At 60.9% G+C, this 14,083-nt stretch carries 14 protein-coding genes; 13 read left to right on the forward strand and 1 reads right to left on the reverse strand.

The features are described from left to right. The first annotated feature begins 373 nt into the window (after positions 1-373). Positions 374-1,756, forward strand: a complete 1,383-nt coding sequence (locus ACR9ZQ_RS41880; RefSeq protein WP_481430939.1) for an FAD/NAD(P)-binding protein — start codon at positions 374-376, stop codon at positions 1,754-1,756. A gap of 312 nt (positions 1,757-2,068) precedes the next feature. Here the strand turns inward: ACR9ZQ_RS41880 and ACR9ZQ_RS41885 are convergent, their stop codons facing one another. Then, entirely contained in the window at positions 2,069-3,163 is a 1,095-nt protein-coding gene (locus ACR9ZQ_RS41885) for a rhodanese-like domain-containing protein (protein WP_481430940.1), read from the reverse strand. A 237-nt stretch (positions 3,164-3,400) separates the two neighbouring features. Between ACR9ZQ_RS41885 and ACR9ZQ_RS41890 the strand changes: the two genes are divergently transcribed. The 12 genes from ACR9ZQ_RS41890 to ACR9ZQ_RS41945 all read left to right on the forward strand — a co-directional run bounded on the left by ACR9ZQ_RS41890 (position 3,401) and on the right by ACR9ZQ_RS41945 (position 13,987). Continuing rightward, positions 3,401-4,420 (forward strand): ABC transporter substrate-binding protein, encoded by a 1,020-nt coding sequence (locus ACR9ZQ_RS41890; RefSeq protein WP_481430941.1) that lies wholly within the window; start codon positions 3,401-3,403, stop codon positions 4,418-4,420. Then, positions 4,420-5,301: an ABC transporter permease gene (locus ACR9ZQ_RS41895; RefSeq protein ID WP_481430942.1), complete on the forward strand. Its 882-nt coding sequence runs from the start codon at positions 4,420-4,422 to the stop codon at positions 5,299-5,301. Before ACR9ZQ_RS41890 ends, ACR9ZQ_RS41895 begins: the two co-directional genes overlap by 1 nt. Continuing rightward, entirely contained in the window at positions 5,298-6,062 is a 765-nt protein-coding gene (locus tag ACR9ZQ_RS41900) for an ABC transporter ATP-binding protein (protein ID WP_481430943.1), read from the forward strand. The genes ACR9ZQ_RS41895 and ACR9ZQ_RS41900 overlap by 4 nt, the downstream gene beginning before the upstream one ends. A 12-nt stretch (positions 6,063-6,074) precedes the next feature. Then, positions 6,075-7,328 (forward strand): acyl-CoA dehydrogenase family protein, encoded by a 1,254-nt coding sequence (locus tag ACR9ZQ_RS41905; RefSeq protein WP_113323915.1) that lies wholly within the window; start codon positions 6,075-6,077, stop codon positions 7,326-7,328. A gap of 2 nt (positions 7,329-7,330) precedes the next feature. Next, a complete protein-coding gene (locus ACR9ZQ_RS41910) occupies positions 7,331-8,701 on the forward strand; it encodes an NtaA/DmoA family FMN-dependent monooxygenase (RefSeq protein WP_481430944.1) in 1,371 nt (456 codons plus the stop codon). Positions 8,702-8,876: 175 nt separating this feature from the next. Continuing rightward, a complete protein-coding gene (msuE, locus tag ACR9ZQ_RS41915) occupies positions 8,877-9,437 on the forward strand; it encodes an FMN reductase (protein WP_113323914.1) in 561 nt (186 codons plus the stop codon). 9 nt (positions 9,438-9,446) lie between these two features. Then, complete coding sequence (locus ACR9ZQ_RS41920; protein ID WP_113323913.1) at positions 9,447-9,635, forward strand: hypothetical protein; 189 nt, start codon at positions 9,447-9,449, stop codon at positions 9,633-9,635. Positions 9,636-9,840: 205 nt separating this feature from the next. Next, positions 9,841-9,981: a hypothetical protein gene (locus ACR9ZQ_RS41925; RefSeq protein WP_162748058.1), complete on the forward strand. Its 141-nt coding sequence runs from the start codon at positions 9,841-9,843 to the stop codon at positions 9,979-9,981. A 24-nt stretch (positions 9,982-10,005) separates the two neighbouring features. After that, positions 10,006-10,314 carry a hypothetical protein gene (locus ACR9ZQ_RS41930; RefSeq protein ID WP_113323912.1) on the forward strand — a complete coding sequence of 103 codons (309 nt, stop codon included), beginning with the start codon at positions 10,006-10,008 and terminating at the stop codon, positions 10,312-10,314. 82 nt (positions 10,315-10,396) lie between these two features. Then, positions 10,397-11,083 carry a gamma-glutamylcyclotransferase gene (locus ACR9ZQ_RS41935; RefSeq protein WP_481431022.1) on the forward strand — a complete coding sequence of 229 codons (687 nt, stop codon included), beginning with the start codon at positions 10,397-10,399 and terminating at the stop codon, positions 11,081-11,083. Between the two features lie 159 nt (positions 11,084-11,242). Next, positions 11,243-12,178, forward strand: a complete 936-nt coding sequence (locus ACR9ZQ_RS41940; protein ID WP_481430945.1) for an amidohydrolase family protein — start codon at positions 11,243-11,245, stop codon at positions 12,176-12,178. Positions 12,179-12,379: 201 nt separating this feature from the next. After that, the gene (locus ACR9ZQ_RS41945; protein ID WP_481430946.1) at positions 12,380-13,987 is read left to right on the forward strand and encodes an ABC transporter substrate-binding protein; all 1,608 of its coding nucleotides are present in this window, start codon (positions 12,380-12,382) and stop codon (positions 13,985-13,987) included. Positions 13,988-14,083: the final 96 nt, after the last annotated feature.

Consider the following 14,083-nt stretch of genomic DNA (forward strand, 5'->3'; position numbering starts at 1 on the left):
CCTCCTCAAACCGCGAGCACTCGTCTCCATTGTAGGAAGCGATGCTAGGCCGGTTGCTGCGGTGGGGGGAGGTTGCAAACGCTCGCGACGACGACGAAAGCTCGTTTATTCTCCTCTATATTCGATAGAAAAAGAGAAAATTCTGCCTTCGACGCAGGTCAAAGGTCGCATTTCGCGGCAGCCCCGCTTGAGAAATTACCCAGCAAATTAAACGGTTTGCGTCCTGTGGCGGGGGTTGGCGAGGATGACTTGCCGAATAGATCTTGCTATCCGGCGACCATTATCTATCATCTTTGTAGAGATTAACGCGGCAAGAACAGTTCCGGCTGTGTTTTTGTAAACCGAGCTGATCCGACGCAGAAGGAGCCAACGCATGACCCTTCTCTCGCCCCACTCTTTGGACCCTCAGGGGAAAGATGCGGACCGCCTTGCGAGAATTGCGATCGTCGGCCGGGGCTTTACCGGCATCATGACCGCAATCGCTCTGTTCAAAGGCATCGATCGTCCTTTTCACCTGATAATGTTCGATCCCCGACCCAAGATCGACGTCGGAGAGGGCGTGAACCATGCTGTGGCAACGGTATTGAACAGTCGTGTTCGTGACTTGTCCGTCGATCCCACGCGCAGGGACGACTTCCAGAGCTGGCTGGAAGCGGACAGGGATTGGCATGATGGCCTTCCCGCCAATTCTGCGGGGCTCGAGCACTCATTCGTTCCGGAGCGGGTGTTTGGCAGCTACGTCTACAAGCGTTTCGCTGAGGCCTTGATGGCGCGGCCGGACGTGGTTGTTCAATTCCTTCCGGAGACCGTGATCGCAATCGATCGCCATCCGCAGATGGGCTTTTCCGTTTTTTTCGGCAATGACCAGAGGAAGCATTTCGACGTCGTCTTCCTGGCGACGGGCTATGGATTGCGCGACAGTCTGGAGAAGCCCACAATACCCATCGGAGCCCAAAGCGGTGCTGTGATCGGAGGCGGGGTCAAAGCCGTGGGTCAAGCCCTTGCGCTTCTGAAAGACGGCAAGGTCCCTCATATCAATCTCATTTCCGAATCCGGCTTTCTGCCGCAATCGCATGCCCAGGCAGCGGTCGGATCCGCCGCTGCGGGCGAACCCATCCCGCGAACGCTGCGTGGTGCGTTCCGCTATCTGCGCGATGCGGCAAGGCGGGCGGACGCAGAGGGGTCAGGATGGCAGGGCATCATGAACGGGTTTCGGCTGCAGGCACGCGAGCTTTGGGAGGAGTTGAGGCCGGATGAACGCGCAAGGTTCAAACGGCATGTGAAAGCAGTGTATGACAGCCATCGCCACCGGTTGCCGCCAGACGATTACAGGCACCTGCATCAGGCTATCGAAAGCGGCGCGATCACCTTGAGGAAGGGCAGGGTTGAACGCATTGCCAGCAATGGTGTGTTGCTGTCGGCCTCGCAAGGCCTCGAAGTACTTCAGGCCGATTTCACGGTTGACTGCCGGCTTCCTTCGTCCACCAATGACAGTTCCCTTATAAGGTCCGTGGTTGCGTGCGGTCTGGCAAAACGCGATGAGCTCGAACTTGGTCTCGTCGCCGACGAATGCGGGCGCACTATTGCTGCGCACCGGTCAGTTTCCGGCCTTTTTGCGATGGGCCTCCTGGGTCTTGGCAGTGTTGCCGATATCGATCTGGTGCCGCAGATCGTCTCACAGAGCCATGCCGCCGCTGCGTCGTTGAATGAATGGATTGGCAACGCTACGAACGTGGTGCAGGCGACATCCGTGTGATGGGGAACTGGAATATGTGTGTGAGGTTCGCTGCCGCCCGGCAGGATCGACAGGGCTAACGTCTTTCTGAACGGGCGAAGTTGAGATGAAGACGCCATCCCGCGGTCCGCCATTCTATCGTGGCGCCTTAGTTCGACCGCAGTCAGGCCAACTGCCTGAGATCGAGTTTCTCTTTTCCGCAATCCTGCCGATGTCGTTTGACAAGATCTGACGATCGGAGTGCGGTCCAATCTGCCGGAGATCCGTTGTCAGCTCTTGGATCTCCGGCCGATGCGGTTCTGGGCAAGGCCGATGCAGAGCGCCTGGAGCGCGTCAGGCCACGTTGCTTAATTCCTGCGACGCAAAATCGATCAACAGGATTGCGATTTCATAACCACGTCGCTGCAGCCAGTGGGCCACGATGCGCGCGCGTGCGCCGATGAGGTCGTCGACAAGCACGACGCGAGCCCCTCTGACCGCGATGGTCCGATAGGCCACACCGAGCAGCTGGCCGCCTTCCGAAGACAGTGTGCCGTCGAGATGGCCGGTTTCGAATTCCTCCGGCGTCCTGACGTCCAAGAGGTAGGTGGTGCGATCGGGATCGGCAGCCCATGCCCTTGCGGTCGCGATATCGATTTCGGGGAAATTATCACCGCTGCTCAGGATGCCGATCTGCCGGCGGGCAAATTCGACCGCCGTCTCGCTGGCCTGTCCGTAGGTGCGCGTCTTGCCTGTCTCCAGGCTGAGGCCGGCTGCGGTCCAGGCCCTGGTCCCATCGTGAAGATAGGACACCTTGTTGGGAACTTGAGCGTCGATCAGCGTTTGTGCGCCGAGGATGGCGCGCGGCAGGCCGGCGCAGGAGACAACGACCCTCGTCTTTTCGGAGGGCACCACGTCCTTGAAGCGCAATACCAATTCCGCACCGGGCACGCTGACGGCGCCGGGCACGTGCTCGCGGGCAAACTCGGGCACGGTGCGGGTGTCGATGACGACAACATCTTCACCATCATCGCGAAGTCGCTTCAATTCATCGGCAGAGATGACCGGCGTGCCCTTTTCCTCCTTGACTGCAAGGGTAAAGTCGACGCCGGGCGTATCGAATGTCGGCAATTCGGCCCCTTCTCCATCTGCCGTCCAGCCGGGAATACCGCCGTCGAGCGCGAAGATGTTCGGCCATCCGGCAACTGCAAGTTCCGCGGCAAGGCGCTCGGCCGCTCCATCGCCGCCGTCGGCGAGCACGGTGCGGACGACCTTGCGCGGCACGAAGCGCGAAAGTTCACGCACAACTCTGTCGGCCGGCAGATTGGTGGCAAAGAGCGGTGAGGCGTAACCCACGACATCGGGCTCGCGGATATCGAAAACTGCAAGCTCGTTCCCATCTGCAAGCCAATGCCGGAATGTCTCGCGGGAAATCGTCTTCTGGCCCATGATCGGTCTCCTTGTCCTTTGTGGTGATGGCTCAAGACTAGCGGTCGCGCCGTACCGTTTCGAAGCCGGTCGATGCGAGCACAGACCAAAACCCGAAAAGCATTTCCATAAGCCATAAAATCTATAGAGTTTATTTTCTTACCAGCATTTCCTACCTCTCGTAGGTTTTTGACCGTCATTCACCGGCCCTTCGCTCATTGAAGCGCCATGGGGCCGATCGGCCAGGAGGAACGAAGAGTGAGATTGAAAGAGATTACCGGTCTGATCCGCAACGCTGGCTTTGGCATCGCTCTTGCCAGCCTATTTGCCGGTGCATCCTGGGCGCAGGGTGCTCCCGACCTCGCGAGCGTGACCTTGACGGTCGGCACCCCGAACAAGACGGGCCTGCACCGCCAGCTGATCGCTGCCAATGAAATCGAAAATCTTCCCTACAAGATCAAATGGGCGGATTTCGATTCCACGCCGCCGCTCGTCGAAGCGCTGCGCGCCGGACACGTGGATATCGCAGCTGGCGGTGACACCGGCGTGCTCGCGGCGATTGCCAATGGCGTGAAAGTGACGATCCTGGCCGGCACGCGGGAGCGCAAGGAAAGCGGCAGCGCCATCCTTGTGCGCGGCAATTCCTCCTTGAAGGACGTGGCCGATTTGAAGGGTCACAAGGTCGCTTTGCCCTATTTCACGAAGCAGCACTATCAGTTCGCCAAGGCGTTGGAACAGGCCGGCGTGCCATGGGACGACAAGCTGATCCTGAACCTCAACACGACGGACGGCCTGTCGGCGCTGGTCAACAGTCAAGTCGATGCTTTCGTGGTTTGGGATCCGAACACGGCGATCGCCCAGCAGCAGCATGGCGCGCGCATTCTGAAATCGCTGAGCAAGGTGATCGACACGGCGGGCGTCCTCTACGCGCCGACGTCCTCCGTCGAGGATGCGGCCCGCAAGGCCGCTCTCGAGGACCTGGCGCGTCGCATCATCCGGGCGCAAGCCTGGGTGAACGCCCATCCGACGGAATGGGCCGAGCAGGTCGCCAAGCTGTCGCAGATCTCGCTCGATGCGGCAAACCTCCAGGCCAGCCGCTCGCGGGTGGAATATGTTCCCGCAACCGATGACGACGTGCTTGCCGGCTGGCAGAAGGAGGTCGCCTATTTTCATGAAAGCGGCCAGTTCAAGCGCGATTTCAGGGTCGAAGACTATGTCCTCAAGGATTTTGGCGACGTAATCCGTGATGAGAACAAGAAGCTGGCAAAGACGAATTGATGGCGTTGCTCACCAGCCTTTCGGAAGGGCAACCGGCGCTGCCCGGATCGGTCGTGTCCGATCCTCGCCCGGTTACAGGTCTTGAACGTATCGTTCCGGCAGGCAAGCAGAAAACGGCTTCCCTGCCGCGGGGCTTCGGCAAGAGCCTCGGACCTGCTGCGCTCGTGGTCGCCTGGTGGTTGGCCACGCGTTACGGCTGGATTTCGGAGGACCTGTTTCCGGGACCGGCGACGCTCTGGGCAACCCTCCTCGACATGATCACGGGCGGCGACCTGTCTGAAGCCCTTTTGCTGTCGCTCCAGCGGGTCGTCATCGGCTTTTGTTTCGGCTTCGTGATCGGCGTCGGCCTCGCGGTCATCTCCGGGCTCCTGCGCCTCGGAGAGGACCTCGTCGATGCGCCGATGCAGATGGCGCGCACGCTTCCCTGGGCCGGCCTCGTGCCGCTCCTGATCATCTGGCTCGGTATCGACGAAACACCGAAGATAACGCTCGTCGCCTTCGCCGTGACGTTTCCGCTCTACATCAATACCTTCGCCGGGATCCGCAATGTCGACAAGACCCTCATCGAGGCGGCGCGCACGCTCTCCTTCGGGCGAACCGCGCTGATCTTCCAGGTCATTTTGCCGGGAGCACTTCCGAACCTGCTCGTCGGCCTGCGGTACTCGCTGGGATCTGCCTGGCTGGCGCTGGTATTTGCCGAGACGGTCAATGCGCAAGGCGGTCTCGGCTATCTGATCACCCACGCACGCGAAGTCTATCGCGTCGACATCATCATCCTTTGCCTTGTCATCTATGCGCTTCTCGGGCTTTCGGCCGACCTCATCGTCCGGCTGCTCGAGCGCGTGCTGCTCAGATGGCGTCAAAGCTTCGATGGAGCATGAGCATGTCCTTTCACGCCCCGTCCCCGACGGGTCTCTCGGTCAGCGTCCACGGGCTTGTGCGCCGCTTTGGGCCGCGCACCGTCATTGATCATCTCGACCTCGAAATCAGACACGGGGAATTCGTCGCCCTGCTGGGCGCGAGCGGCTGTGGCAAGAGTACGCTGCTGCGCATCCTGGCGGATCTCGATCACGAGATCGAGGGCGATGTCTTTGTCTCACCGCGCCGCGGCGTGGCGTTCCAGTCGCCGCGGCTCTTCCCCTGGAAGCGGGTCTGGAGCAATGTCGTGGCCGGACTCGGCAGGAGCGGTAACCGGGCGAGGGCGGAGACGGCGCTTGCCGAAGTGGGATTGGTCCATCGCGGCGATGCCTGGCCAAAGGATCTTTCCGGCGGCGAGGCCCAGCGTGCATCACTGGCGCGCGCGCTTGTGCGCAATCCGCATTTGCTGCTGCTCGATGAACCCTTCGGAGCGTTGGACGCGCTGACGCGGCTGAAGGCCCAGGCCCTCGTCGCCGATCTCTGGCAAAAACATCGGCAAGCGGTGCTCCTCGTCACTCATGACGTCGAAGAGGCGCTGCTGCTTGCCGACCGGGTGCTGGTGATGCGAGGCGGGGTGGTGGCGCATGAAGCGACGATCGATCTGCCACGGCCGCGCTCGACCGGCAGCATAGGCTTCAACCGGCTTCGCCTGCAGCTGCTCGATTGGCTGGGCGTGAGCGAGCCGGCAGTCGAAAAGCCAGAACAGAACAATCATAGACATTGAGGAAGCGTGTTGATGACCAGGATCGATGAAGGTTGGGGCCGTGGCCCCTCGGCGCGCTATGAGGAAATTGCCGCGCGATTCCGTCCCATTTTCGATCGGATAGGGGAGGCGGCAATCGAAAGGGATCAGCAGCGGCGCCTGCCTTTCGAGGAAGTCCGATGGCTGCGGGAGGCGGGCTTCGGCGCCTTGCGTATTCCGGCGGTCTATGGCGGTCTTGAGGTTACCTTGCCGGAGCTTTTTGCGCTGCTGATCGAACTCGCGGCGGCCGATCCCAATATCACCAATATCTTTCGCAGCCATCTGGGCTTCACGGAGGATCTCCTTAATGCGCCGAACAATAGCTGGCAGGACGAGTGGCTGACTCGCCTCGGGCGCGGCGAGATGATCGGCAGCGGCTTTTCGGAGCTCGCCGGCCTCAAGGTCGGGGACCATTCCACGACAATCGTGCCGGATGGCGATTTCTATCGCCTGAACGGCGAGAAGTTTTATACCACCGGCTCGATCTATGCCGACTGGATCAACCTGGCCGCCGTCGACGGATCGGGTTCGCCGGTCGCCGCTCTCGTGCCCACGTCCGTGTCCGGCGTGGAGATCCTCGACGATTGGGATGGCTTCGGGCAGACCATGAGCGGCAGTGGCACCGCGCGGTTTGAGAACGTCAGGCTGGAGGGCGCCCACATCAAACCGGATTCGGCTCGCTTTCCCTATACTCCAGCCTTCTTCCAGCTCGTCCACCTGGCAAGCCTTGCCGGGATCGGCCGGGCTGCCGCCAAGGAGCTCGCCCGCCATGTCGGCAGCCGGGCCAGGATCTACCCGCGCGGTAATGGCGCGACGAGCGCGGAAGATCCGCAGGTGCTTGAAGTGGTGGGCCGTGTCAGGGGGCCGGCCTATGCTGCCGGCGCCATCGTACTGAATGTCGCGCAAGCCTTGCAGCGGTCCTTTGAAGCCAATACCGCCGGCGTCGATCCTGAACAAACCGATATCCACCTTCTTGCAGATATCGAAACGAGCCAGGCGGTCACCGTCATCTCGACGCTCATCCTCGAGGCGACGACGGTTCTCTTCGACGCCCTTGGCGCATCCGCGGCCAAGCGTGCCACGGCGCTCGACCGCCATTGGCGAAACGCCCGCACGATCACCTCGCACAATCCGCGCATCTATCACGATCGCGTCGTGGGCGAGTTCGCCGTCTCCGGCAAGAAGCCGGCAGCCGTCGGTTACCGCAAGATCATCACACCATTCGGCCCGAGCAGCGAGGTTGCCTGACAATGACGACACCGGCCCGCAAACTCAATCTTAACGTCGGCATCAACACCACCGGCTATCTTGCCAATGCCTGGAAATACAGGAGCGGCAGCCGGCACGACATCAACGACCCGGATTATTACCGTCGGTTGACCGAGCTTGCGCACAAGGGGCGCTTCGATGCGGTCTTCTTTTCCGATCATCCGGCGCTGATGACCGATCCCGCGAGCCGGCCCTTTCATACGATCGATCCGCTGATCCTCTGCACCGCCCTTTCGGCACAGGTGCCGGATATCGGTTTCGTCGTGACGATGTCCTCGACCTATAATTCGCCGTTCAATTTTGCCCGGCGGGTGCAGTCGACCGATATCATCTCGGACGGCCGGCTGATCGTGAACGTCGTGTCCTCCTTCAACCCGAATGTTGCCGCCAATTTCGGTTCCGAGCCGCTGCCTGCGCGCAGCGAGCGCTACGCCAAAGCCTCCGAATTCCTTGATGTCGCCAAGGAGCTCTGGGCGAGCTGGGACCCGGCGCGCGAGGGCGAGGTGCCTGAAAACCGTTTCTGGGACGCGGGAAGTTCGCATACGATCGATCACCAGGGCGCCTACTTTTCGGTCAGAGGGCCGCTCAACGTGCCGAAAGGGCCGCAGGGACATCCCGTCATCGCCCAGGCCGGTGCATCCGAGGGGGGTATCGAACTTGCCGCGCGTCACGGTGAAATCATCTATTGCAACATCCTTTCGCGCGGCGCGGGCCGGGCTTTCGGCGCGAAGGTGAGGGATCGCGCCGTCGCAATCGGTCGCGATCCGTCGGGTATCCGCATCGTGCCCGGTCTTGTCGTCATCCTCGGCGAAAGCCGCGAGGAAGCGCTGCGCAAGCACGAACTTTATAGCGGCACGGGGTCGGAAGACGGACTGCTGGCGCGGTTCGCCAAAGAGAACGGCATCGACCCAGACGGTTTCGATCCCGACGCCGTTCTGGATGCCGAACGGTTCATCCCTGATCCCAATCGCCTGCAGGCCGTGGGCATGGGACTTGGTCTGTCTGACCTTCTGACGCATGAGAAGCTGACCGCGAGACAAGCGGTGCGCAGGTCGGAGGGCCATCATCGCCTCCTGCTCGGGACGCCAGAGGACGTGGCTGACGACATCATCGATCTCTGGGCGGACGCTACCGTGGATGGATACACACTCCAGCCACCACGCGCGCCCGACGATATCGAGGAATTCGTCGATAAAGTCATTCCAATCCTGCAGGATCGCGGCGTCTATCGGCGGGAATATGAAGGCAAGACGGTTCGTGACCGCTATGGGCTGCCCTATCCGCAGGATCCTGCGCGGGCTGGTGACGCGAGCGCGCTTGCGGTTCCCGTCGCAGCCCGCATCGGCTCTTGAAACATAAGCATCGATCGCTCAACGCGGCACGGCCGCAGATGGAACGATGCGATGAAGCCCGTTCAAGCCGCCGTAGAAAGAGGCATTTTTTTCGCGCATTGCGCCGATCATAAACTGCCGTTTCTTTAATCTAGTATTTTTATAGACAATAGTGATTTCAACGAAAGGAAAGCCGATGGCCGCTCTCAAACTCGTTGGAATTGCAGGCAGCTTCAACCGTCCGTCCAAGACGCTGGCGCTCGTGAGCCATATCGCCGGCATCGCTAGCGACAAACATGGTTTCACCAGCAAGGTTTATGACATGCTTGATGTCGGACCTTCCCTTGGAGACGCCAGCTGGCGCAGAGATCTTGACGGACAGGCCGAGGCCGTGATCTCCGAGATCGTCAGCGCGGATTTGCTGATCGTCGGCTCCCCCACCTACAAGGGTTCCTATCCAGGTCTCTTCAAACATCTGATCGATCTGATTGATCCGCACGAGCTGCGGGCAAAGCCGATCATCATCACCGCAACGGGCGGCGGCGACCGGCACGCACTGATGGTCGAACATCAACTGCGCCCGTTGTTCGGCTTCTTCATGTCTCATACCCTTCCGACTGCGATCTATGCGTCCGATCGGGATTTTGCCGACTACGCCGTTTCCTCCGAACAGCTTTCCAAGCGCATAGACGAGGTCATAAGCGAGATCGATGCTTTCTTCCCAGGCTCTCGCCCGGCGCTGTATGCCGCAGAATAGGAGGCGGCCATGCACCAGAGATTGCAGGAAAAGACCGAGTCTGAGCCAACGAGCGAGGAATTATGGAGCGTCTTCGACTTCTCGCGGCGCTACCGGCTGGCGAAGTCTGAAGAAAATCGCCTGCTGAAACTGTTCGGAAAGATGGCGTCGCCTCGCGACCTGCTTTCGAGCGCCAGGCGAACCGAACTGTCTCCGTAACAACCGACCGATCGAGGAGGTTCGCTATGACACGAGGCATGCTTGCCCAGCTCGCTGCGAGAATTACCCGGCTTTCTCACCGGCGAGTGCACGGACAAAAGGTCGGATCGCCCGGTCTCGAGGGTGAAGACCGCCAGACGGCACTGGAATACGAGCTTTCCTTTTGGCGAGCGGCAGCTCCAATCTGGTATTAACGGAGGCGACAATGGCAATTGTCGACAATCATCAGCGCTTCTTGCCGCGACATCGCGCCGACTGGCTCTCTCCCGTCTGTCTGCGCCTCCATCAGGTTGCGGCCGCCGGATCGTTTGCCTTCATTCTGGCGCTCGTCCTCGGACTGATTTGATCGACGACGATGAAGCGGCGAGCCATGATGGACAGGGACTTGGAAGAAACGGCGTTAGCCGGGGCTGGCGATCCGCCGGCAAGCCAGGCGCGCCGCCGTCAGATCATTGACGAGATTGTGAGAACGCTCGCCGCTCTCGCCGAAGGGCTGGAAGGCCAGAATGGGGTATCGCAGGAATCCATCGGGCGCCTGATCGGAATTCTCCAGACTATGTCGGACGGCATCGCATCGGCCGACGATGCGACCTTCAATGCGATCATGCGCGAGGCCGCCTTGCTGATCCGGGCAGTGCGTGATCGACAGGCCTATTTCAGCCAGTTCACGGTCCACTAGGATGCAGGCGTTCTTGTCGAAAGCCTCACCGATCCATGAGGCCGCCTCGGAAGAAAAGAACCATCCCGCAGACTTGCGTACGATGGCGCTGACGGCCGATCTCGTTTCACTCAGCCTGAGGCTGGAAGCTGACCCCGGACCGGATCCCAATCGTGTTCCGCTAAGCGACGGGGAACTTCAGGTCCTTTCGGAGAGACTGTACCGTGACGCCGTGGGCCGGCCGCTATGGGTTTTTGCTTATGGCTCGCTGATCTGGAAGCCGGACTTCGACGCGGTGGAATGGCAGCACGCCCGTGCCCGCGGCTGGCACAGGTCCTTTTGCCTGCAGATGACGCGGTGGCGGGCGACCGATGCCGTGCCCGGTCTGATGATGGCGCTCGATCAGGGCGGGCAATGCAACGGCGTCGCCTACAGGCTCTCGGAAGAAGACCGCATGGGGCAGATCCGTCGCATGATCCGCAGGGAGATTGGCACGATCACCAACTCCTCCTTCATCCGATGGGTTCCGATCGAAACGCCACAGGGACCTTTGCGCGCCTTAGTGTTCTGGGCCGGACCGAAAGGCAAGCGCGTTCTGCGCGGGCTGCCTCTGGAAAGCGTCGCCGAGGTTCTGGCCAGGGCCTGCGGGCATATGGGGTCCTGTGCCGAATATCTCTATCTCACCGTCAAGCATCTCGAAGAGAAGGGCATCCGCGATCGAAATCTATGGCGGCTCCAGGCACTGGTCGCCGAGGAAATCAGGCGTATTCACGGGCTTGAGGCCGCGTAGCTGCGCAAGACCGCTCCCCACTTCCAAAAAAGCTTCAGCGTCACCGGCGTGGTGTTTGGATCGGTGCCTTGGCTCTGAGATCCATCACCGATGAGACCCGCCTGGCGCGGGACACGAGGCCACCAACGACAATCGTTATTCGAAGGAAAGCGTCAGCAGATGAGCCACGAACTGGATATCGTCGACATTCACACACATCTCTGGCCCCTCGAATGGGGTGCTGATGGCAGCAACCGCATATCCGCCGGGCTTCCCGACACTGTCCTGAAGAAGATTGTCGACCCGGCTTCCCTGATCGACGAGTTTTCCTCGGCCGGTGTCTCGCTTGCCGTTCTGAGCGCGACAATCGAGAGCCTGTTCGGCATGGAGAACACGACCAATTCAACCGTGATCGCCGGGGTGAACGATTGGCTTGCCGGGCTCGTCAAGACCCAGCCCGACCGTCTGGCCGCGCTGGCGACCATCGATCCCTTTTCCGGCGAGGTGGCCGCCCGGGAGGCAGAGAGGGCGCTCGGCGAACTTGGACTGGCCGGCCTCGTCGTCGATTCCTATCGTGATGGCAAGTTCATCGGTGATCCGGTCGCCCGCCCTACGCTCGCCGTCGCAGCTCGTTTCGGCAAGCCGGTTTTCGTGCATCCGGTCAATGCGCCGCAAGCCGGCGTCCTTATTGCCGGTGCCGGCAAGCTCGGCAATTCGCTGGGCCGCGGGCTGATGAACGGCGTTGCCTTTCTGTCCCTGCTGGAAAACGGCGTGCTGGACGAGTTCCCGGACCTCAACTTCGTCTTCGCAACCCTTGGCTTGGGCGCGGTCGTGCAGGCGGCGCGTGGTGGCCGCTACTCCCAACAAAACCGCGCTGCCGGGCATCGGCCGAATGTCTACTTCGACACGATGGGCGACGATCCGTCGATCATCGCCATTCTGGTGCAGTTCTTCGGCGCCGAGCGTGTTGTTGCTGGAACGGACTGGCCCATCCTTCCCGCCCTTTCCCGGCAAACGCTGGCGCAAAACCTGGCAGCGGCAGGTCTTGACGCGCAAGCACGGTCTCTGGTTGCCGGTGGCAATGCGCGTCGGCTATTGGGCCACGTCCTTCGCTAGATCCCATCTTTCACCATTGGCAACGTCGAGCGCCGTCCGCTGCCTGTTGCAGCGGACGCGATGCCTGCGCGACAAGCTTTGCTTCTCCGCCGCGATAGAAAATCTGCCTTTGCTTCGGCCGGCCGCAAAGGGATCATTCCGACAGCGGGGCATGGGGCTCCGTCAGCGCTTTCTTGAGCGTCGCCGCCTTTGGAGCCGACCATGTCGATCAATCGCCGTCAATTCAATCAGTTCCTCCTCGCAGGCGCCGCCGGCCTTGCATTTGGTGCCGCCGGTCCCCAGGTTGCCGGCGCCGCAAGCGAGACGCCCGTCAGAGCCGGCACGCTCAACTGGGCCTATTATCCCGATCCGAGCGCACTGATAGCCATCAATACATCCTCAGGCACCGGCCAGGCCATCGGGCCCAAGATCAACGAGGGCCTGTTCGACTTCGACTACGATCTTAATCCCATCCCGCTTCTTGCGACCGAGTGGTCGGTCAGCGAGGATCAGTTGCGCTATACGTTCAAGCTGCGCGAGGGGGTCAAATGGCATGACGGCGCCGACTTCACATCGGCCGACGTCGCCTTCACCATTTTCCGGCTTAAGGAAGCCCATCCGCGCGGCCGGATCACCTATCAGAACGTCACGGCCGTCGAGACGCCCGATCCGCACACAGCAATCGTCGTGCTCACCAAACCCGCGCCCTATCTCATTACGGCGCTCTCCAGTTCGGAATCGCCGATCGTTCCGAAACATGTCTACGAAACCTTCAAACCACAAGAGCAGCCCAAGCTTGCCCAGACGATCGGAACCGGCCCGTTTCTTCTGAAGGAATGGGTTCCCGGCAGCCACCTGATCTTCGAGCGCAATCCGAATTACTGGGATGCGGGAAAGCCCTATCTCGATCGTGTCATCCTGCGTGTCATCCTCGATCCGTCCGCTCGCGCTGCCGCGCTCGAGACCGGCGAGATCGATATCGGCGCCAACCCAGTGCCCCTGTCGGACATCGAGCGCCTCAAGGCCAATCCCAACCTGGTCGTCGATACGACGACCTATGCCTATTCCGGACCACAGCAGCAACTGTTCTTCAATTATGAGAACGAAATCCTGACCAAGCGCGACGTGCGCCTGGCGATCGCGCATGCCATCGATTTGCAGAAGCTTGTCGATATCGCTCTGTTCGGCTATGCGCAGGTCTCGCCGAGCCCGATCAGCACCGCCTTGCCGAAATGGTATGATCCGAGCATCAAGGCCCGTGAACCGGATCCCAAGCTCGCAGAAAAGCTGCTCGATAAGGCGGGCTACCCGCGCGGTGCAAAGGGCGTGCGCTTCAAGCTTCGTCTTGCCTACAATTCCTTCCTGCCGCCCTCTTATGCCGACTTCATCCGCCAGTCGCTTTTGGCCGTCGGCATCGATGCGGAAATTCTCAAATTCGACCTCGCGACCTTCCTGAAGACTGTCTACACCGATCGTGCCTTCGACCTCGTGATCGAATCACTGTCTAACACGTTCGATCCGACGCTCGGGGTCCAGCGCGCCTACTGGTCCAAGAATTTCAAGATCGGCCTCGTCTTCTCCAACGCCAGCCACTATGCCAACCCCGAGGTCGACCGGCTGCTCGAAGCTGCAGCCGTCGAGCCCGACGAGGCCAAGCGCCGCGATCTCTGGTACCAGTTCCAGCGCATCATTCACGAGGATGTCGTCTCGGTCGATCTTGTCGCCGCAGGCTCGCAAATCGTCGCCAGTAAAAAGGTGAAGAATTTCGCGCCCGGAGCGCAGGGCATCAACAACAGCTTCGGCCAGATATGGCTGAGCCCGGATGCCTGATGGCTCCGGCATGACCGGCCGCCCCTACGGGGACGGCCGAGCCTTGTTGTTATTTCGAATTTCAGATACGCCCCGCCTCCAGGCGAGCGAGGGCGT

The sequence above is a fragment of the Rhizobium sp. KNZ14-9A genome (genome assembly GCF_056755015.1).